Origin of the sequence: Cupriavidus sp. H18C1 (assembly GCF_049311595.1) — a bacterium.
Taxonomy (GTDB): Bacteria; Pseudomonadota; Gammaproteobacteria; order Burkholderiales; family Burkholderiaceae; genus Cupriavidus; species Cupriavidus cauae.
In genome coordinates, this window is record NZ_CP186008.1 from 1,800,251 (window position 1) to 1,819,686 (window position 19,436).

20 protein-coding genes and 3 pseudogenes are annotated in these 19,436 nt (G+C 67.4%); 6 read left to right on the forward strand and 17 right to left on the reverse strand.

The window, feature by feature from the left end; translation table 11 throughout:
- Positions 1–42 precede the first annotated feature (42 nt).
- The 5 genes from can to OJJOAM_RS08410 all read right to left on the reverse strand — a co-directional run bounded on the left by can (position 43) and on the right by OJJOAM_RS08410 (position 5,131).
- Positions 43–714, reverse strand: coding sequence for a carbonate dehydratase (gene can, locus OJJOAM_RS08390; RefSeq protein WP_006578377.1), 672 nt, complete (start codon positions 712–714; stop codon positions 43–45).
- Positions 711–2,528: a bifunctional isocitrate dehydrogenase kinase/phosphatase gene (gene aceK / locus OJJOAM_RS08395; protein ID WP_422647679.1), complete on the reverse strand. Its 1,818-nt coding sequence runs from the start codon at positions 2,526–2,528 to the stop codon at positions 711–713. Before aceK ends, can begins: the two co-directional genes overlap by 4 nt.
- Before the next feature lie 237 nt (positions 2,529–2,765).
- Positions 2,766–3,950, reverse strand: a complete 1,185-nt coding sequence (locus OJJOAM_RS08400) for an isovaleryl-CoA dehydrogenase (protein WP_422647680.1) — start codon at positions 3,948–3,950, stop codon at positions 2,766–2,768.
- Positions 3,951–4,026: 76 nt separating this feature from the next.
- The gene (locus OJJOAM_RS08405; RefSeq protein ID WP_422649535.1) at positions 4,027–4,494 is read right to left on the reverse strand and encodes a PaaI family thioesterase; all 468 of its coding nucleotides are present in this window, start codon (positions 4,492–4,494) and stop codon (positions 4,027–4,029) included.
- A 205-nt stretch (positions 4,495–4,699) separates the two neighbouring features.
- Positions 4,700–5,131, reverse strand: coding sequence for a MerR family transcriptional regulator (locus OJJOAM_RS08410; RefSeq protein WP_422647681.1), 432 nt, complete (start codon positions 5,129–5,131; stop codon positions 4,700–4,702).
- 254 nt (positions 5,132–5,385) lie between these two features.
- On the opposite strand from OJJOAM_RS08410, the gene OJJOAM_RS08415 reads away from it, so the two are divergent.
- Both OJJOAM_RS08415 and OJJOAM_RS08420 read left to right on the forward strand, forming a co-directional pair.
- On the forward strand, positions 5,386–6,465 hold the full coding sequence (locus tag OJJOAM_RS08415; protein WP_422647682.1) for an MBL fold metallo-hydrolase: 1,080 nt from the start codon (positions 5,386–5,388) through the stop codon (positions 6,463–6,465).
- A gap of 205 nt (positions 6,466–6,670) precedes the next feature.
- Positions 6,671–6,988: an antibiotic biosynthesis monooxygenase family protein gene (locus OJJOAM_RS08420; RefSeq protein ID WP_422647683.1), complete on the forward strand. Its 318-nt coding sequence runs from the start codon at positions 6,671–6,673 to the stop codon at positions 6,986–6,988.
- 100 nt (positions 6,989–7,088) lie between these two features.
- Here the strand turns inward: OJJOAM_RS08420 and OJJOAM_RS08425 are convergent, their stop codons facing one another.
- The 5 genes and pseudogenes from OJJOAM_RS08425 to argS all read right to left on the reverse strand — a co-directional run bounded on the left by OJJOAM_RS08425 (position 7,089) and on the right by argS (position 12,238).
- The gene (locus tag OJJOAM_RS08425) at positions 7,089–7,931 is read right to left on the reverse strand and encodes a helical backbone metal receptor (protein WP_422647684.1); all 843 of its coding nucleotides are present in this window, start codon (positions 7,929–7,931) and stop codon (positions 7,089–7,091) included.
- Positions 7,931–8,781: pseudogene (locus tag OJJOAM_RS08430) on the reverse strand (SDR family oxidoreductase). The gene OJJOAM_RS08425 and the pseudogene OJJOAM_RS08430 overlap by 1 nt, the downstream one beginning before the upstream one ends.
- A gap of 110 nt (positions 8,782–8,891) precedes the next feature.
- A complete protein-coding gene (locus tag OJJOAM_RS08435) occupies positions 8,892–9,527 on the reverse strand; it encodes a thiol:disulfide interchange protein DsbA/DsbL (protein WP_149317305.1) in 636 nt (211 codons plus the stop codon).
- A gap of 85 nt (positions 9,528–9,612) precedes the next feature.
- Positions 9,613–10,320: an SPOR domain-containing protein gene (locus OJJOAM_RS08440; protein ID WP_422647685.1), complete on the reverse strand. Its 708-nt coding sequence runs from the start codon at positions 10,318–10,320 to the stop codon at positions 9,613–9,615.
- A 130-nt stretch (positions 10,321–10,450) separates the two neighbouring features.
- On the reverse strand, positions 10,451–12,238 hold the full coding sequence (argS, locus tag OJJOAM_RS08445) for an arginine--tRNA ligase (RefSeq protein ID WP_422647686.1): 1,788 nt from the start codon (positions 12,236–12,238) through the stop codon (positions 10,451–10,453).
- 225 nt (positions 12,239–12,463) lie between these two features.
- Between argS and OJJOAM_RS08450 the strand changes: the two genes are divergently transcribed.
- On the forward strand, positions 12,464–12,799 hold the full coding sequence (locus OJJOAM_RS08450) for a DUF1840 domain-containing protein (protein WP_422647687.1): 336 nt from the start codon (positions 12,464–12,466) through the stop codon (positions 12,797–12,799).
- 222 nt (positions 12,800–13,021) lie between these two features.
- On the opposite strand, the gene OJJOAM_RS08455 is transcribed toward OJJOAM_RS08450, so the two are convergent.
- The 4 genes from OJJOAM_RS08455 to OJJOAM_RS08470 all read right to left on the reverse strand — a co-directional run bounded on the left by OJJOAM_RS08455 (position 13,022) and on the right by OJJOAM_RS08470 (position 14,755).
- On the reverse strand, positions 13,022–13,615 hold the full coding sequence (locus OJJOAM_RS08455) for a ferritin-like domain-containing protein (RefSeq protein WP_422647688.1): 594 nt from the start codon (positions 13,613–13,615) through the stop codon (positions 13,022–13,024).
- Between the two features lie 92 nt (positions 13,616–13,707).
- Positions 13,708–14,169 (reverse strand): glycine zipper domain-containing protein, encoded by a 462-nt coding sequence (locus OJJOAM_RS08460; protein ID WP_149317309.1) that lies wholly within the window; start codon positions 14,167–14,169, stop codon positions 13,708–13,710.
- Positions 14,170–14,332: 163 nt separating this feature from the next.
- Positions 14,333–14,500 carry a DUF1328 domain-containing protein gene (locus OJJOAM_RS08465; protein WP_006579618.1) on the reverse strand — a complete coding sequence of 56 codons (168 nt, stop codon included), beginning with the start codon at positions 14,498–14,500 and terminating at the stop codon, positions 14,333–14,335.
- A gap of 81 nt (positions 14,501–14,581) precedes the next feature.
- Entirely contained in the window at positions 14,582–14,755 is a 174-nt protein-coding gene (locus OJJOAM_RS08470) for a DUF1328 family protein (RefSeq protein WP_006579617.1), read from the reverse strand.
- 273 nt (positions 14,756–15,028) lie between these two features.
- Here OJJOAM_RS08470 and OJJOAM_RS08475 point away from each other — a divergent pair, with 273 nt between their 5' ends.
- Entirely contained in the window at positions 15,029–16,651 is a 1,623-nt protein-coding gene (locus tag OJJOAM_RS08475; protein ID WP_422647689.1) for a CHASE3 domain-containing protein, read from the forward strand.
- A 51-nt stretch (positions 16,652–16,702) separates the two neighbouring features.
- Here the strand turns inward: OJJOAM_RS08475 and OJJOAM_RS08480 are convergent, their stop codons facing one another.
- The 3 genes and pseudogenes from OJJOAM_RS08480 to OJJOAM_RS08490 form a co-directional block, all read right to left on the reverse strand.
- Entirely contained in the window at positions 16,703–16,846 is a 144-nt protein-coding gene (locus OJJOAM_RS08480; RefSeq protein ID WP_149317310.1) for an entericidin A/B family lipoprotein, read from the reverse strand.
- Between the two features lie 135 nt (positions 16,847–16,981).
- Positions 16,982–17,390 (reverse strand): annotated as a pseudogene (locus tag OJJOAM_RS08485) (response regulator).
- Between the two features lie 97 nt (positions 17,391–17,487).
- Positions 17,488–18,120, reverse strand: coding sequence for a response regulator (locus OJJOAM_RS08490; RefSeq protein WP_006579377.1), 633 nt, complete (start codon positions 18,118–18,120; stop codon positions 17,488–17,490).
- Positions 18,121–18,458: 338 nt separating this feature from the next.
- Here OJJOAM_RS08490 and OJJOAM_RS08495 point away from each other — a divergent pair, with 338 nt between their 5' ends.
- Positions 18,459–18,722 carry a hypothetical protein gene (locus OJJOAM_RS08495; RefSeq protein WP_422647690.1) on the forward strand — a complete coding sequence of 88 codons (264 nt, stop codon included), beginning with the start codon at positions 18,459–18,461 and terminating at the stop codon, positions 18,720–18,722.
- 305 nt (positions 18,723–19,027) lie between these two features.
- A pseudogene (locus OJJOAM_RS08500) lies at positions 19,028–19,417 on the forward strand (pentapeptide repeat-containing protein); the annotation flags it as partial.
- Positions 19,418–19,436: the final 19 nt, after the last annotated feature.

The following is a 19,436-nucleotide window of genomic DNA, read 5'->3' on the forward strand; positions in this document are numbered from 1 at the left end:
GGCTCCCTGCCTGGCCTGCGGGGCCGGGCAGGGAGCGGCTTGTCACCGCACCGGAATATGCGGCGGATCCCCGTACTGCCGGTAGGCCGCCTGCAATTGCGTGCGCAGTTCCTCGTTGCTGCTGGCCGCCATGCCCAGGTCGCGCAGCAGGCCGTCGGACACGCCGTAGATCCAGCCGTGCACCGTGACCTGCTGGCCGCGCGCCCAGGCGTCCTGGATCACCGTGGTCTGGCAGACGTTGTTGACCTGCTCGATCACGTTGAGCTCGCACAGGCGGCTGTGCGCATCGTCCTCGCGCACGATGGTGCCGAGGTAAGCGTCGTGCTTGTCGGCCACGTCGCGCACGTGGCGCAGCCAGTTGTCGACCAGACCCACGCGCTCGCGCTTGAGCGCAACCTTGACGCCGCCGCAGCCGTAGTGGCCGACCACGGTGATATGGCGCACCTTCAGCACCTCGACCGCGAACTGGATCACCGACAGCGCGTTCAGGTCGCTGTGCGCGATCACATTGGCGATATTGCGGTGGACGAAGACCTCGCCCGGCGCCAGCCCCAGGATCTGGTTGGCGGGCACGCGCGAATCCGAGCAGCCGATCCACAGGTACTCGGGCGCCTGCTGGTTGGCCAGGCTGGTGAAGAAATTCGGATCCTCCGCGTTGACGCGGTCGACCCATTCGCGGTTGTTGCGAAACAGCTGGGCGATGGCGTCAGTCATGCCGCCCTCCTTGCCGGCTCGTCGCCGGTTTCCGTTGGGCCGTATCGATGGATGAAGCGTTCCGAGGCATGGTAAGCGTAGAAGTCATGAACATGTCCGGCCAGCAGCCGGTCCTTGTGTCCCTGCCACAGGGCAGGATCGAAAAAGTCCGCATGGTGCCGCAGGAAGGCCGCGCGCACGCGCGGGTCCCCCAGCAGGAAGGTGCGGAAGGTTTCGGGAAAGATGTCGTGGCGGCCGACGCTGTACCAGACCTCGCCCGACATCTCCTCTTCCTCGTTGCGCGGAGTCGGTACGTGGCGGATATTGCAGTCGGTCAGATATTCGATCTCGTCGTAGTCGTAGAACACCACGCGGCCATGGCGCGTGACGCCGAAGTTCTTGTACAGCATGTCGCCCGGGAAAATATTGGCGGCCATCAGCTCCTTGATCGCATTGCCGTATTCGATGATGCCGTGCTCGACCTGCTCGTCGGTGCCTTCCTGCAGGTAGATGTTCAGCGGCGTCATGCGGCGTTCGATATAGAGATGGCGCACCACGATTTCCTCGGTGCCGTCCTTGGCGCGCTGGTATTCGATCATCGACGGCGCATGCTCGTGCAGCTCGCGCACCAGCGCATCGTCGAAGCGCGACAGCGGAAAGGCGACATCCGAATATTCCAGCGTGTCCGCCATGCGGCCGACGCGATCGTGCTGCTTGACCAGCTGGTACTTGGACTTGATCAGCTCGCGCGTGGTTTCCTTCGGCGCCGGATAGAAGTCCTTGATCACCTTGAACACATAGGGATAGGACGGCAGCGTGAACACCAGCATCACCAGCCCGCGGATGCCGGGGGCGATGATGAACTTGTCCGACGAATGCTGCAGGTGGTGCAGGAAATCGCGGTAGAACAGGTTCTTGCCCTGCTTCTGCAAACCCAGCGAGGTATAGATCTCGGCGCGCGGCTTGCGCGGCATGATGTCGCGCAGGAAGGTCACGTAGGCCGACGGAATCTCCATGTCGACCATGAAATAGGAATGCGTGAACGAGAACAGGATCAGCAGCTGTTCCTTGCGCAGCAGCACCGTGTCGAGCGCCAGCTTGCCCGACGGCCCGTGCACGATCGGGATCGCCAGCGGATAGGTGCGGTCGCCATTCAGCACGCGGCCGATGATGAAGGCCGATTTGTTGCGGAAGAACAGCGACGACAGCACGTGGATCTGGAAATTGGGCGCGATGCGGAAGTCGCCCAGGTGCTCGGTGACCGCGCGCACCACATAGCCGATATCGCGCTTCAGGTCCTCGTACGGCCGCTCGAGCTGGAAGTTGTGCACGATCCGTTCGAAGCAGTCGGCCATGCCCTCGCGGCTGCCGGGATAGTAGGCACGGAAGGTCGGCTTGGTCGGCGACTCCTCGTTCTCGATGTATTCGGTCGAGATCGCCGGGCGCACGAAGATGAAATCGTTGTTGAAGTACGAGCGATGCAGGATGCGGGTAAAGACCGAATTGAAGAAGGTCTCGGCCAGCTCGGGCTGGTGGTGGTTGGTCAGCAGCCCGATGTAATGCAGCTTGATCTGCTGCCAGATCTCGTCCTCGATCTGCTCGGCGTCGTACTCGTCCTCGAGGATCACCGTGGTTTCGCGCACGCGCTCGTTGTAGAACGCGATGCGGTCGCGCTGCAGCTGCTGCAGCCCGGCCCAATCGCCGGCCTCGAAGCGGACCTTGGCCTCGATGCTGACCTCGCGAAACAGCCGGTAGTGCTTGTCGAACCCGTCCAGCATGGTGCGCGCCACATCGTAGGCGATCTGCGACGACAGCAGTTTCGGGAAGTGGGACATGGCTGGGACGGACTACCTGGGCGCGGGTGAGGTTCGGAAGGTTAATCCGGCTGAAACATCGGCGGAGATATCGGCTGAAATATCGGCTGGTGTGTCGGCTGGAAACCTGTGCATCGGCGCTCGCCGCGGCAAGGCCGGATGTCAGGGGTGATTGTAAGCGCTTCGCGCGAGCCATCGGTGGCGCCGCCCGCCGTGGAGCGGCGCACCGTGCACGGCGCTTTCCGGTCTTCCTCGCGATTACATCGTTTCGGAGAACAGTTCGCGGCCGATCAGCATGCGGCGGATCTCCGAAGTGCCCGCGCCGATCTCGTACAGCTTGGCGTCGCGCCACAGGCGGCCGGTCGGATATTCGTTGATATAGCCGTTGCCGCCCAGGATCTGCACCGATTCGCCGGCCATCCAGGTCGCTTTCTCGGCCGTATAGAGAATCACCGCCGCGCAGTCCTTGCGCACCTGGCGCACGTGCTCGCTGCCGAGCGCGTCCAGGTTCTTGCCGACGGTATACAGATAGCTGCGCGCCGCCTGCAGCGTGGTGTACATGTCGGCGATCTTGCCCTGGATCAGCTGGAATTCGCCGATGCTCTGGCCGAACTGCTTGCGGTCGTGGATGTACGGCGTGACCACGTCCATGCAGGCCTGCATGATGCCGACCGGGCCGCCGGACAGCACCGCGCGCTCGTAGTCCAGGCCGCTCATCAGCACCTTGGCGCCGCCGTTCTCGGCGCCGAGGATGTTCTCGGCCGGCACTTCGACGTCCTGGAACACCAGCTCGCCGGTATGCGAGCCGCGCATGCCGAGCTTGTCCAGCTTCTGCGCCACCGAGAAGCCCTTCATGCCCTTCTCGACGATGAAGGCGGTCATGCCGCGCGCGCCGAGATCGGGTTCGGTCTTGGCGTAGACCACCAGCACGTCGCAGTCCGGACCGTTCGTAATCCACATCTTGGTGCCGTTCAGCACGTAGCGGTCGCCCTTGCGATCGGCGCGCAGCTTCATGCTGACCACGTCGGAACCGGCATTGGGCTCGCTCATCGCCAGCGCGCCGATCCACTCGCCGGACACCAGCCTGGGCAGGTACTTCGCCTTCTGCGCCGGCGTGCCGTTGCGGTGGATCTGGTTGACGCACAGGTTCGAATGCGCGCCGTACGACAGGCCGACCGAGGCGGAGGCGCGGCTGATCTCCTCCATCGCGATCATGTGGGCCAGATAGCCCATGTTGGCGCCGCCGTACTCCTCGGCGACGGTGATGCCCAGCACGCCGAGGTCGCCCATCTTCTTCCAGCAGTCCATCGGGAACTGGTCGGTGCGGTCGATCTCGGCCGCGCGCGGCGCCAACTCGGCCTGGGCCCAGGACTGCACGGACTCGCGCAGCATCTCGATGTCTTCACCCAGGTCGAACTTCAGGCCTGGCAGGGTCGCGGTCATGGTTTGTCTCCTGTTGGAATCCGGATTCGATACGAAATGGGTGGCGGGCGGCGGGGGGTGGCGCGAACGGGCGTGCTCAGACGTGGTCGAGCGTGCGCACCACGCACAGCGTCATCAGCATCGTCGCCACCGCCTTGCGGGTGCCGCCGGTTTCGGTGAACACGTCGCCCTGGGCGACGATCAGCGTGCGGCCGGGCTTGAGCACGCGGCCCACGGCGATCAGCCGCTCGCCCTTCGCCGGCGACAGCAGATTGATCTTGTACTCGGCGGTCAGGCCCGCCTCGCCCTCGCCGACCATCGACAGCGCGGCATAGCCGCAGGCGCTGTCGGCCAGCGCGCCGACGACGCCGCCATGGAAGAAGCCGTGCTGCTGGGTGACGCCCTCGGACCACGGCATCGCCAGCTCGACTTCGCCGCGCTCGACACGGACCAGCGAGGCGCCGAACGTCTTCATCAGGCCCTGGCGGGCGAAGCTTGCTGCAATTTCCTCGGCGCGGCCTGGCGGCAGGTCGGCGGCCGTGCGGGCCGGGACATCGGCCTTCATGTCGAGGGCGTCTGCGGCCTCGGCGGCCTCCGCAGCCCCTGCGGTGGCGTACGTCACAACATCCGTGGCGGAATTCGGCATGGCAGCTTCCTGTCGGCGCCGGCACCGCGCGCTGCGGTGGGCTGTCGGCTTATTTTATTTACGTTTACGTAAACGTCAATCAAATTTGTCGCGAAGCGGCTCGCTAGCGTGGCAGCGGCCACATTCAGGCGCCGGCCGTGCGTTCCCGACCCGGCTCGGCCGCCGCCAGCAAGGCGCGGCACTGGCGTTCGTGCGCGTCGATCTCGGCCAGCTGGGCCTCCAGGTCTTCCATCTGCCGCTCCAGCGCCTGCCGGTGCTGCGCCAGCGAGGCCAGGAAGCGCTCCAGTTGGGGCACGGTGTCGCGCGGCGATTCGTATAGGTCGAGGATCTCGCGGATTTCATTCAGCGTCAGGCCAAGCCGCTTGCCGCGCAGCGTCAACTTCAGGCGCGTGCGCTCGCGGCCGCTGTAGAGCCGCTGCCTGCCCCCGGCGCCGACCCGGTCCGGCGACAGCAGGCCCTGGTCCTCGTAGAAGCGGATCGCCCGGGGCGTGATGTCGAACTCGCGCGCCAGTTCGGTGATGGTGTAGGTGGTGCCCGCCGGCGGGTTGGCGGGCATCGCGGTAGAGGTGGCGGAGCTGGGCATGGGCGCCTGTAAAAGAGAACGAACGTTCGATACGCGTGGGCGTTTTCGCTTAAGATGGCAACAGGCCGTCCGAATTGACGTTTACGTTAGCGTCAAGCAGCGCGCCTGGCAACCGCCCCGACGCCGTTCCGCGCATTGCGTGCCTCATGGCGCCCGGAATCGCGTCCGGCATCCGGATCCACGACGAGAAAGCCCACCGCAGGGCTTCGCAACCGAGAGACTCCCCGATGAACGCACTCGAACACCAGCTCCAATACCCGTTCGGCGAGACCATGCCCGAGCCCGGCGCGCGCCAGCAGGTGGCCCCCGGCGTCTACTGGCTGCGCATGCCGCTGCCGTTCGCGCTCGACCATATCAATCTATGGCTGGTGCGCGACCGTGTGGACGGGCGCGACGGCTGGACCGTGATCGACTGCGGCATCACCAACGACACCATCAAGGCGCACTGGGAAACCGTGTTCGCCAACGAGCTGGAAGGCCTGCCGGTGCTGCGCGTGCTGGTCACCCATTGCCATCCCGACCACGTAGGGCTCGCGCACTGGCTGTGCCAGCGCTGGGACGCGCGGCTGTGGATGAGCCTGGGCGACTATATGAGCGCGCGGGTGATGGGGGGCGGCAACGGCGTCGGCTCGAACGCCGGCGGCGACTTCGCGGCCAGCCACTTCGCCCGCCATGGCCTGGCCGACCCCGACAGCCTGGAAAAGCTGCGCGCCCGCAAGAGCTACTACGCGACGCTGGTGCCCGATCTGCCGACGCAATACCGCCGGCTGATGGACGGCGATACGGTGACGATGGGCGCCGATCCGGCGGCGGCCAGCTGGCGCGTGATCACCGGCTACGGCCACGCGCCGGAGCACGTCGCGCTCTACAACGCCGAGCTGAAGGTGCTGATCTCCGGCGACATGGTGCTGCCGCGGATCTCGACCAATGTCAGCGTGTTCGACATGGAGCCCGAGGCGAACCCGCTGGCGCTGTATCTGCGCTCGCTCGACCGCTACGAGGACCTGCCCGAGGACACGCTGGTGCTGCCCTCGCACGGCCGGCCGTTCCGCAATCTGCAGACGCGCATCGGACAGCTGCGCGAGCACCATGTCGAGCGCCTGGCCGAGACCCGCGCCGCCTGCGCCGAGAAGCCGTGCAGCGCGCGCGATATTGTCGACGTGATCTTCCGCCGCCAGTTCGACATCCATCAGATGACCTTCGCGATGGGCGAGGCGCTGGCCCACCTGCACGTGCTGTGGCATGCCGGCGAACTGCGGCGCGCCACGGACGACGATGGCATCATCCGGTTCCGGGCCAACGCCTGAATTGCCGCCTGAATTGCCACCTGTCTCGCCGCCTGAGTCGCGCCTGAATTCCCGCCTGAATTGGGCCTGACTCGCGCCGTGAATCGCGTCCTGAATCGCGCCTGAATCGCGCCTGAATCGCCGCCCATGTCCGCCACCGACAGCCCCACCCACGGCGCCCCCCGACAGCGCCTTCGCCCAGACCCCGCCGCCGCCCTATTACGCGGTGATCTTCACGTCCACGCGCACCGGCGCGGAGGCCGGCGGGGACAACCATGAAGCCGAATACGGCGCGATGGCGCAGCGGATGGTGGAGCTGGCCGCGACCATGCCCGGCTTTCTCGGCGTCGAGTCGGTGCGCGACGGCAGCACGCCGGGCGCGCCCGGCATCACGGTGTCGTACTGGCGTTCGCTGGAGGACATCGCCGCCTGGCAGGCGCATGCCGAGCACCGGGTCGCGCAGCGCCTGGGGCGCGAGCGCTGGTATCAAGGCTTCCAGCTGCGCGTCTGCAAGGTCGAGCGGGCCTACGGGTTCGAGCGCTGATCCCGGTCGCCGTCCCGTGCAGGTGGGGGACCCATGGACGTGCTGATGGCGACGTCAACAAGGCAGGCCCCGCGCCGGCGGGGACGACAGGCAGCTGGCGTCAAGCCTGCCGCGCCAGCGTCTCCAGATACGCGATGCCGTCGATCGCGCGGCTGCCGTACCACGACACCATCTCCCCATCGACCAGCAGCACCGGCAGGCCGAGCTGGCGCTCCAGCGCGTCGGCGTGGTCCTCGGTGAAGCGATAGGGTTCGGTCGACAGCAGCACCAGGTCGAGCTCGCGCGCCAGCGCCTCGCTCCAGCGAAAGCTCGGATAGCGCTGCCCCGGCGCATTGGGCCGCGCGCAATCGCCGTCGACGCAGGCCTGCAGCGCGGCGCCCGCATCCTGGGCATCGGGCCAGGTCTGCCAGCCGATCAGCGCCAGCATGCGGCTGATATAGGTGTCGCGCGACACCGTCATCCACGGGTCCTGCCAGATCGCGTACAGCACCCTGCGCGTCGGCCACGCGCGCGCTTCGACGCGCACCACCGCCTGCTCCAGCCGCGCGCATAGCCTCTCGGCTTCGGCTTCGCGAGCGAAGATGCCGCCCAGCAGCCGGTACAGCTCGAAGTTGTCGCGCGGGGCGCACGGATGGGTCACGATCACGTTCGGCACGAAGCCGCGGATTGCGTCCACGGTCTCGCGCCGGTTCTCGTCGATATTGACCACCACGTGGGTCGGCGCCAGCGCGCGCAGCTTGTCCAGCTGGACGTCCTTGGTGCCGCCGACCTTGGCGACCGCGCGTACCTGCGGTTCGGGATGGATGCAGAAGCCGGTGCGCGCGACAAGCCGGTCGCCGAGTCCCAGCGCAAACAGCAGTTCGGTGACCGATGGCACCAGCGAGGCGATGCGCGCATCGGCGGCGGCGCGCGGGTGCGGCTGGCCCAGCGCGTCCTGCCACATCACGCGCTCCCGCTGCCGTCGCCGGCCGGGTCCGCCGGGCCGTCCGGACGTTCGGGCCGTTCCGGCTGGCGCGGCTTGCGTGGCGCGCGCGTGAACAGCGCGTCGTAGAGCCAGCGCGGCAGCACGTGCAGCACCGAGGCCACCACCCCCCATCTGCCACGGCACCACGGCAAAGCGCCGGCCGGCGGCGATCGCCCGCACCGCCTTGCGCGCGAAGCGCGTCGGCGTCCATCAGGAAGGGCATCGGATACGGATTGCGCGCGGTCATCGGCGTGCGGATATAGCCGGGCGCGATGGTGACCACGCGGATGCGGTGCGGCCGCTGCTCCAGCCGCAGGCTCTCCAGCAGCTTGATCACCGCCGACTTCGACGCGCTGTACGCGCCCGCGCCGGGCAGTCCGCGCACGCCGGCGACGCTGGCAATGCCGACCAGCGTGCCGCGCCACTCGCGCGGCCCCACGTCCCGGGCCTGCATCGGCGCCAGGAACGGCTGGAAGGTGGTCAGCACGCCGAACCAGTTGGTGTCCATCACCGCGCGGAACGCTTCCAGATCCTCGCGTTCGCTCGCCACCGTGCCGACCGACACGCCGGCATTGGCGATCACGACATCGGGACAGCCGAAATGGTCGAGGAAATCCTGCGCGGCGCCGAGCATCGCGTCGGCATCGCGCACGTCGGCCGCATAGAAGCGGGCGGCATTGGGATTGGGCAGGGTGGCGACGAACGCGCGCAGTGCATCGTCGCGGCGGCCGACCAGGCCGAGAATCGCGCCCTGCCGCGCATATTCGCGCGCCAGGGCCTGGCCGATTCCGCTCGATGCGCCGGTGAGAAAGACTTTGACGGGTCGCATCGGGCGGCGGAGGAAGGAGAAAGACGAAGCGGAGGGACGAAGCGGAAGGAAGCGCGCCGCTCAGCCGCGCGCCGGCCGTGCTTTGGCGGCGACGGCGGCGCGCGGTGTCATCACAGCTTCTTGTCGCGGACCTGGGTCACCAGGTAGTCCATCGTCTGCAGCGCGGCGCCCTTGCTGCCCGCGATGGACGGCGAGGTCACGTACTTGCCCTGGATCACGATGGTCGGCACGCCGTCGATCTTGTAGGCGTCGGCGATCTTGTTAGCGCGCGTGGTGTTGGTCGACACCGAGAACGAGTTGTACGCCTCCAGGAAGGCCTTGCGATCGATGCCGTTCTTGGCCATCAGGTCGGCGATCTCGTTCGGGTCCAGCAGGCGCTTGCGCTCGGCGTGGATCGCGCTGAAGACCTTGTTGTGCATGGCGTCGAGCTTGCCCATCGATTCGAGCGCGTAGTAGATGCGCGTGTGCGGCAGCAGGTCGTCGCGGAAGGCCACCGGCACGCGCTTGAACACCACGTCCTTGCCCTGCTTCTTGACCCAGCCTTCAAGTTCGGGCTCGAAGTCGTAGCAATGCGGGCAGCCGTACCAGAAGAACTCGGTGATTTCGATCTTGCCCGCGGTGACGGGCTGGGCCGCCTTCAGGACCTGGTATTCCTTGCCTTCGGCAGGCGCGGCCTGGGCGGGCGATGCCATCATCAGTCCCGCGGCGGCGGCGAGCGTGGCGAACAAGGCGGCGATTTTCTTCATGGCGCGAGAGAAAAGTGAAACGGTCTGCGTATGACAGCGATGCGCCGCGCGGGTTCAGCCCGCTCCGGCGCCGCCGCCTCCTGGCTTACTGCTTGGTGAAGCGGATCACCGAGGCCTCGAAACCGGCCGATTGCAGGCGGTCGCGCGCGCGGTTCATGTCCTCGATCTTGTTGTACGGGCCGAGCCGCACGCGGTACAGCTTGACGCCGTTGACGTCGCGATCGGTGACCTTGGCCTCGAAACCTTGCATCGCCAGGTTGGCCTTCTGCCGGTTGGCGTCGTCCTGCGAACGGAAGGCGCCGACCTGCAGCAGATAGCCGACCTTGTTGGCGTCGGCCTGAGCGATCTCGGCGATCGGGTCGGCGACCGGACGCTCGGCTGCCTTTTCCGCCGGCTTCTCGGTGGTCTTGGGCGCGGGCTTGGCCGCTTCCTCAGGCGCCGGCGCCGGCCTGGTGGCGGGCGCGGCCGGAGCGGTCGGCGCGGTGGGCTCCCGATGCGCCGGCTCCGCCGGCGGGCCGACCGGCTTGGGCGGCGTCTTGCTCCACAGCGGCTTGTTCGGGTCCGACGGCGGCTCCTGCACCGGCGACGGCAGGGTACCGACCACGTTGCCGGACTCGGCCGGCTTGGGCGTGCCCTTGCGCTGGAACGGCGTCGGCGCCTTGGTGATATACAGCGCCACCACCACCGCGATGGCCAGGCCGATGATCAGGCCGAGCACCAGGCCGAGAAACGTACCCCCGCGCTGCTGGGCGCGGCTGGCCTTGCGCGGGGCACGCTTGCGTTGCTGTTGCATGGAGTCCTCTTGGATATTGCCGGAAGATTATAGAGCCAGTGCCCAGTGCCCCGTACGGCGATCGGGCGACCGGGCGGCCTGGCCTTGGCGGCCCCACTGACGGCGGGGCGTCGCAGGCCGCCCTGCCGCCTTACATGCGCTGCGGCGCGGACACGCCGATCACCGCGAGGCCGTTGCGCAGCACCTGGCGGGTGGCCGCCAGCAGCGCGAGCCGCGCCAGCTTGACCGGCTCGTCGTCGACCAGCACGCGGTCGGCGTTGTAGAAGGCGTGGAAGTCGCCGGCCAGATCGCGCAGGTAGAAGGCGACCGCATGCGGCGCAAGTTCGTTGGCGGCCTGGGCCAGCATCTCGGGGAATTCGGCCAGCCGCTGCCCCAGCGCCAGTGCCTGCGGGCTCGCCGCGGCGCCGGTCACCGGTTCCAGGTCGGCGCCGGCCAGCTCGGCCAGGCGCTGCTGCCACAGCTCGCCGCCCCACGTCTCGAAGATCGAGCAGATGCGGGCGTGCGCGTACTGGACGTAGTACACCGGGTTCTCGTCGTTCTGCTTGAGCGCCAGATCGACGTCGAACACGAACTCGGTATCGGCCTTGCGCGACAGCAGGAAGAACCGCACCGCGTCGCGGCCGCGCGTGAAATGCGCCGGCCAGTCGGCCACGCCCGCTTCCAGGCAGGCGCGGATGGTCTCGTCGCCGCCATTGCTCCATTCGATCAGGTCGCGCACCGTGACATAGGAACCGGCGCGCTTGGAGATCTTGACCTCCTCGCCGTTCTTCATCACGGTGACCATCTTGTGCAGCACGTAGTCGGGATAGCCGGCCGGGATGCCGATCTCGAGCCCCTGCAGGCCGGCGCGCACCCGCGCGATGGTGCCGTGGTGGTCGCTGCCCTGCACGTTGATGACCTTGTGGAAGCCGCGCTCCCACTTGGTGGTGTGGTAGGCGACGTCCGGCACGAAGTAGGTGTAGCTGCCATCGCCCTTGCGCATCACCCGGTCCTTGTCGTCGCCGTCGTCGGTGGTGCGCAGCCACAGCGCGCCTTCGCTCTCGTAGGTCTTGCCCTTGGCGATCAGCGTCTGCACGGCTTCCTCGACCTTGCCGTCGGTGTACAGCGACGACTCGAGGTAGTAGCGGTCGAACTTGACGCCGAACGCCTGCAGGTCGATGTCCTGCTCGTTGCGCAGGTAGGTGACGGCGAACTTGCGGATCGAATCGAGATCCTCGACGTCGCCCGAGGCGGTCACCGGCTCGCCGTCGGAGGCGCGCACGGTCTTGCGGGCGAGGAAGTCGGCGGCGATGTCGGCGATGTAGTCGCCGTTGTAGGCGGCCTCGGGCCAGCCTGCCTCGCCCGGCTTCAGGCCGCGCGCGCGCGCCTGCACCGAGATCGCCAGGTTCTGGATCTGCACGCCGGCGTCGTTGTAGTAGAACTCGCGATGGACCGCGTAGCCCTGCCACGACAGCAGGTTGGCGAGCGCGTCGCCCAGCGCGGCCTGGCGGCCATGGCCCACGTGCAGCGGGCCGGTCGGGTTGGCGGAGACGAACTCGACCAGCACCTGGCCGCGCGCGCCCTGCTGCTGGGCGCCATAGCCATTGCCCTGCTCCAGCACCGCGCGCAGCGTCTCGGCCTTGGCCGCCGGCGTCAACCGCAGGTTGATGAAGCCGGGACCGGCGATCTCCAGGCTCGCCACCAGCGAGGCGGTACGCGCATCGGCCTTCACGGCGTCGACGATCTGCTGCGCCAGCTCGCGCGGATTGCGCTTGAGCGTGCGGGCCACCTGCATCGCCAGATTGCAGGCGAGATCGCCGTGGGCGGCCACCTTGGGCCGTTCGAAGGCGACAGCGGGCAGCACGGCATCGGCCGGCGCCAGCGCGCGTACCGCATCGGTGAACGCGGCGGCAAGTTTGGAGGTCTGAACAGGCAGCATGAATGTCTGGGCCCGCGCCACGACCGGGACCGCGATGGCTTCGGCCATAGTGGCGGCGCCGTCACCGGCAGCGTAGCGATGCCGCAGCGCGGCACGGGCAATCGATTGCAGAACGCGGATTTTATCAGGTGCTATGCTGACATCATCCGCAGGAGCCAGTCGGCCGGCTCCCGGCACGCCGGAGCAGGACGGCTACCATCCCAACAAGGCTGACAAGGAACCACCATGCTGATCACCTTCAAGTCCCACGCGGCGCAAGACCTGATCATGATGAACGATCTCGCCGTCACGTTGCTCGGCATCATCGGCAAGCACGTCGGCGAACGCGGGGTGATCACCAAGGAAGAACTCCCCCGCGCGATCCACCGGCTCGAGGCCGCCGTGATGCAGGCCAAACAGTCGCCGGCGCAGAGCCAGCTGCCCGAGGAGCAGCGCGGCAAGGGCAGCGACTACGACGACGACGAAGAGGAGCCGCTGCACCTGGGACAGCGCGCCTATCCCTTCCTCGACATGCTGCGCGCCTCGCAGCGCGAGGGCTGCGACGTGTTGTGGGGCGTGTAGGAGTCTGAGGAAATCCCGCCTTCCCCCCCAAAACAGCCCGGCCGCTGGGGGCGGACCGGGCACCGGACCAGGGGGGGATCCGAAGGGGGGTACTGCGATATTGCGGCGTCGGGGGAGGCACCGCAATTCCTTGTCCGGCGCTGCCGATGGCTTCATCGGCAGCGCCGGCGACATTCTTGAAGGCGGCAGCGGCATGCGCCGCCGCCGTGCCGCACGCCGGCGCTACTCCTGGCTGAGCATGTCGGCCAGTTCGTCGGCGTGCTCCTCCTCGACCGCCAGGATCTCCTCGAGGATGCGCCGCGTGGTCGGGTCGCGCTCGCCCATGTACTGGATCATCTCGCGATAGCTCTCGATCGCGATCCGTTCGGCGACCAGGTTCTCGCGGATCATGTCGGTCAGGCCGTTGGGCGCGACATATTCCGAATGGCTGCGCGCCGACAGGCCGTCGGGCGAGAAATCCGGTTCGCCGCCCAGCTGCACGATGCGCGCGGCGATGCGGTCGGCATGCGCCTGCTCTTCATCGGCATGCACCTTGAACTCGGCCGCGATGGGCTCGGCGTGGATGCCCTTGGCCATGAAGTGGTGGCGGCGGTAGCGCAGCACGCAGACCAGCTCGGTGGCCAGTGCCTCGTTCAGCAGCTTGAGCACGGTGGCGCGGTCCGCGTCGTAGTTCTCGGTGACCGCGCCGTCCTCGATATGTTTGCGGGCACGTGCGCGGATGGTGGCGACATCCGACAGAAAGCCCTGGGTCGGCCCCTTGCCGGTGGAGGAAGCATCGGTGCGGGAAGAGGCGGCGCCCGTGGTCTGGGTGTCCATGTATGCGGTTCTCCTGTCAGGTTGCTTTGTGGGGTTCGCGGCCGGAGGTGCGTTGCCTCGGTTGCCGTCGGTCGTTGCCGTCGCTCGTTCGCTCAGTTGCCGTCGTAGTTGCCGTCCTCGCTGCGGCGGCGGCTGCTGCCGCCCACCAGCAGCAGCGCTGCAATGGCACCGACCGCCGCGGCGATCGCGATGGCGCGGAACGGCGACTCGGCAACGCTGTGCTGCACGCCGACGACCGCCTGGTCGACACGCTCGCGCGCACGGCTGGCGCTCTGCACCGTGGCCTCGCGGGCCTGATCGGCCAGCATGCGGGCACGCGTCTGCAGCCGGCGGCTGGCCTGCGCGGCCTCGGACGAGCCTTCGCGCGCCAGCACCTCGATCGTGTGTTCGAGGGCCGAGATCAGTCCCCTCACCTCGTCCACCACCGGCGAGGCGGCCTCGCGCGCGGCGCCGCTGGTATCGCGGGCGGCATGGCGCAACTGGCGAACCGTGTCGCTGGCGCAATCGGCAAGATGGCGGACTTCCTTCTTCACCTTCGGATTGTGGGTCAGCATGGGACTCTCCTTAAGACGCGCGTCGGCCAACGCGCGACGCTAAGCGCCGCGCTTGGCCGACGCAATGCAGGCAACCTGGCGCAGGGCCTGCCGACGATCAGCGGGCCGTCAACGGGCCCTGGTCGGACCATCGACGGCCCTTCATCGGCCTGTCATCGGCCGATCATCGGCCCTTGCGGACCAGGCTCATGACGAAGGTCACCAGCGCCACTACCAGGAAGATGAAGAACAGGATCTTCGCGATCTCGACCGCGCCGGCAGCGATGCCGCCAAAGCCGAACACGGCGGCGACCAGGGCGATGATGAAAAAGACCAGTGCGTAGTAAAGCATGGTGAAACTCCCCTAGTTGGATCGAACTGCCTTAGCACAACAACGCGCGAGGGCGCGAGCGGTGGATCGTCGGGTGGGCCGTCATTTGACCGACTTGAAGATCGTTACCCCAAGCACCAGGAACAGCACGAACAGAATCAGGAACAGGAAGAACAGCACCTTGGCGATGCCCGCCGCGCCCGCCGCGATGCCGGTGAAACCGAGCAGCCCCGCGACGATGGAAATCACGGCAAAGATCAGCGCCCACTTCAGCATGGTGTTTCTCCTGTTCTCGCGGCTCGGTGCTTCGGTGCGCCAGGCCATGCAAGCATGGTAGGAATCGCCACTTCGGCGAGGCACCGACCTTGCACCGATTCCCCCTGTCAGCGGTTTCCTACAGGTCCGACGCGGGGCCAAGTCTCGTGCGGCGCACCGCTTTGCAACGCCTTCGAATGGCCCGGTGGATCGGTTGACCGGGCGCAACCGTTGTGATTCCATCGGCGCAGTCACAGCGCGCGACCGCGAGCGCGCAATCCAGGAAATTCCATCATGTTGAAGCTATCGTCGTTGCGGTCCACCGTGCTGCTCGCGGGTGGCATCCTGCTCACGGTGGTCGTGCTGATCGCCTCGGAGGCCGGCAATATCCGGCTGCGCCAGGGGTATTCGCAGGTCATCCGCTCGCAGAACGTGCAGAGCGACATCAGCGCGCTGCTCGCCGAGCTGGTCAACGCCGAGGCAGGCCAGCGCGGTTACTTGCTGACCGGCAAGGAAAGCTATCTCGAGCCGTACCATCGCGCCATTCCGCGCATCAACACGCTGATGAACGACATCCGCAACCGCTTCGCCGACGACCCCGAGGCGTTGAAGCAGTTCGGCGAGGCGTCGCTGCTGATCAGCCGCAAGCTGACGGAAATGGAGCTGACGCTGATCTACGGCAAGCGCGATGTCGAGGTGGCGCTGGACCTGATCCGTACCGACTTCGGCAAGCAGACCATGGAGAAGGCGCGGCTCGGCCTGGAGACGCTGCGCGCGCGATCGGCCGCGTCGGTATCGCGCAACCTCGAGAACGCCGACCGCGACATCAACCTGTCGCGCTATGGCATCGGCCTGCTGACAGCGATCAACATTGTGCTGCTGGTCATCGTCGGCTTCCAGCATTCGCGACGTCTGGCGGTCTCCGAGGCCGCGCGCAGCGAGCTCGAGGAGGAAAGCGCGCGGCTGGACCGCATGGTGCGCTCGCGCACGCGCCAGCTGTCGGCGCTGGCCTCCCACCTGCAGCGCGTCACCGAGGACGAGAAGACCCGGCTGGCGCGCGAGCTGCACGACGAGCTGGGCGCGATCCTGACGGCGACCAAGCTCGACATGCACTGGATCCGCCGGCGCCTGCAGAACGACTATCCCGAGATCCAGGAAAAGATCACGCGGGTGATGCTGCATGTGGACCAGGGCATCCAGATCAAGCGCCGCCTGATCGAGGACCTGCGCCCGACGGTGCTGCTGAACCTCGGCCTGAAGGAGGCGATCGCCCAGCTGGTCGAGGAGGTGGCCACCCGCAACCACTGGCAGACCGAGGTCGAGCTGGACCCGTCGGTGCCGCCGCTGCGCGATGCTGCGGCCATCGCGCTGTACCGCATCGTGCAGGAGTCGCTGACCAATGCGACCAAGTACGCCGAGGCGAGCCGCGTGTCGGTGGCGCTCACGCGCACCGACGATCATCTGCTGCTGAAGGTCAGCGACAACGGGCGCGGCCTGCCGGCCGATATCGAAACGCGCCGCACCTCCGGCCACCATGGCCTGCTCGGCATGGAGCAGCGCGTGATCGCGCTGGGCGGCACGCTGCGGATCGATTCGACGCCGGGCGCGGGCGTCACGGTCCGCGTCGAGGTGCCGCTGACCGACGCCGTGGTGGCGCCGCCGCCGTCGCTGGACGAGGGCGACGAACCGCTGCCGCATGAGCTGCCGATGGCTGGCCCCGGGCAGACGGGACCTGCGCAGACGGGGCCCGGGCTGACGGCGTCGACGCGGACAGAGCCGACGCAGACCGAGCCCACGCAGACGGAGCCGACGCCGGCGCGGCCGGCCGCGGGCGCGAGCACGGGCACGGACACGGGCACCGAGCCTTCGCCGGCCACCGGCTCCGCGCGTACACCCCAGCACGGGCAAGGGGCATAAAAAAAGGAGCCTGCGAAGGCTCCTTCTTTCTGCTGGCTGCGTCGCGGCGCTTTACATCTTGCGTTTGGTTTCCTCCGCCGCTCCCTGCACCTTCTCGCCGCCCCTTTCGACGTCCTTGCCGGCGCCGGCGATGGTGTTGCAACCCGTAATCAACGTGACACCGGCAAGAGCGAACAGCGCGATCAGCTTTTTCATGACGATCTCCTTTGCTTAGCGAGGGGGTGCGGCGCGTTGCCGCGACGGGAAAAAATTGCTGTCCAAGGATCGGTCGATGGAGCTCAGCACGAGTCGTCGTCGCTGGCCACCAGCCACAAGCCGTTCGGTCGAATCTCAGGACGGTGCCTGCGCGTATTCCTCGATCACGCGGAATACCTGTTCGAGCTCGAGCGACTTGTCGAAAAAAATAGTCGGCTCCCGCCTCGGCGCACTGACGCCGGTAGGTGGGCACCTGCGCATGGTTGGTGTAGACGATCCGGATGCCCGGCGCCTGCGCCTTCTGGATCGCCCGCAGCACGTTGATACCGTTGCCCTGACGCAATTGCAGGTCGACGATGACGACCTCATACCTGCCGCTTTCGAACAGGCGGATGGCGGTGCTTTCGGTATCCGCCCAATCGACGGTCTCGACGAAGGAGAATGCGTTCAAGTACTCCAGCAACATGCTCCGCAGGACCGCCGAGTCCTCGATCAGTAAGACCCGCAGCGTACGGTAGGGAGTTGCCGCGGCTTGATCCAACATGGTTCGATGGTAGCAATGGGGCCAGGGGCCAGGTATCCGGGTCCGTCCTACAGCACCGCCGCCGACCCCGTCCATGCCGGGACAAACGGCGTGCCGCCTACTCGACCAGGCCGTTCTTGATCGCGTAATAGGTCAGATCGGCGTTGGTCTTCATGCCCATCTTTTCCAGGATGCGCGAGCGGTAGGTGCTGACCGTCTTGACGCTGAGGAACAGCTCGTCGGCGATCACCGACACGGACTGTCCGCGCGAGAGCTTGCAGAAGATCTGGAATTCCCGTTTCGACAGGGTCTGGTGCAGCGGCTGGTCGGTCGGCTTCTCCAGCCCGCCGATCAGCAGCTCGGCCACGGTCGGGCTGACATAGCGCCGCCCCTGGGCGACGGTGCGGATCGCCTTGACCAGATCGTCGGGCGCGCTTTCCTTGGTCAGGTAGCCGGAGGCGCCGGCGCGGATCAGATTGATCGCGTACTGGTCCTCGGGATAGGTGGACAGGATCAGCACCGGCAGGTCGGGATGACGCTGGCGGATCAGCTTCAGTACGTCGATCCCGTTGCGGTCGGGCATCGAGATGTCGAGCACCACCACGTCGAACTCGGTTTCGCGCAGGCGCGCCATCACTTCGTCGCCGCTGGCCGCTTCGCCCTCGACGCGAATATCCGGTTCGTCGGAAATGAACTGGCGCAGACCGGCACGGACGATCTGGTGATCGTCGGCGATCAGGACGCGAATCATGAAGTTTCCCCCTGCGATGGTATTGCCCGGACGCCGGGGCCAGGCTGTATTTGGCCTGTTGCATTGTAGTCATTACAAAGCACCGGGAATGTCGGTGTCAGGCTGACAATGCGCCGCTTGGCGGCCCCGGCCTGCCTTGCCCGAGCTCAAATCCGCATGCGCGCGGATGTGCTGTCAAGCAGGCGGATCGGCGTGGCGGCACAGTGGCGAGCTTGCCCGGCCGACGTCGGCCGCTGGACCCGCCCATCGCCGCCCTGGACCAACATGCCAGTACCGCCGCCCCCCTTCCCGTTGCGCCGCTCTCCATGCCACGTTCCGCGTCAACAAGCTGCGCGATCTTGCCCGCCTGGACCAGGGGGGCGCTGCAGGCCATCCGCCTCAGCGGCCGACTGCGCGTCGGCGGACAGACCTTCTGCGTCGCGCTGCGCGACGCGGGCGGCAAGCCGCAGTACGTGGTGACGAGCCGAGCGCCGCAGTGCGATCCCACCAAGGATGCCGCCGCCCGGCAGGCCCTCGACGAACTGGCGCAGTCGATCGGCAAACGCCGTGACGAGCCGGCACCTGCGGCTGAACCGGGCGGGGCGCGACTTCCGCTTCCATGAACACTTCTCCGACCTGTGTCGCGTCTTCTCGATCAGTGCCGACCTGAACGTGGGTGTTTTCCGGCATTTCCTGGCGGAGTGCGAAGCCGGTACCCAAGTGACCATCGCCGGCAAGGCCTACTGGGTTCACGTCGAGCCCGGATCGAACGGCCTGGTCGATGCCACCGCCACGCTGACGCCGGTCGGGCCTTCCAGCCGCTTCGAACGGTTCATCGAAGCGCTGAAGACTCTGCTGTCCGTTGGCGCAGGTCCGGGCTCGGCTGCCGCAGCCGCCCGCCAGTTGACCGGCGCGCTGCGGCGCTACCATGCCACGCAGCGACTCGCCGCGCAGCCGCCCGAGTCCCCCCCAAGCGGGACGGGAACGCGTCCAGCGCGCGCTCGACGCCGTCAAGCTGGCGGGCACCTTCGTGCGCGGTGCGGCGGTGAACCTGACGGGCGCCAACCTTGCCGGCGCCGATCTGAGCGGCCTCGATCTGTCCGGCGCGATCCTGCGGCAGGCCGACCTCACCGGCGCGCAGCTGCGCCATGCCAGGCTGCGGGCCGCCCTGCTGACCGGGGCGATACGCAATGGCGCCGAGCTCGCCAAGGCGGACCTGGGCAAGGCCGATCTGACCGACGCGCAACTGGTCGGCGCCAGGCTGCGGCGTGCGAACCTGGAACGAACAAGACTGGTGCGCACGGTGCTCGACACCGCCGACCTGACCAGAGCCTGCC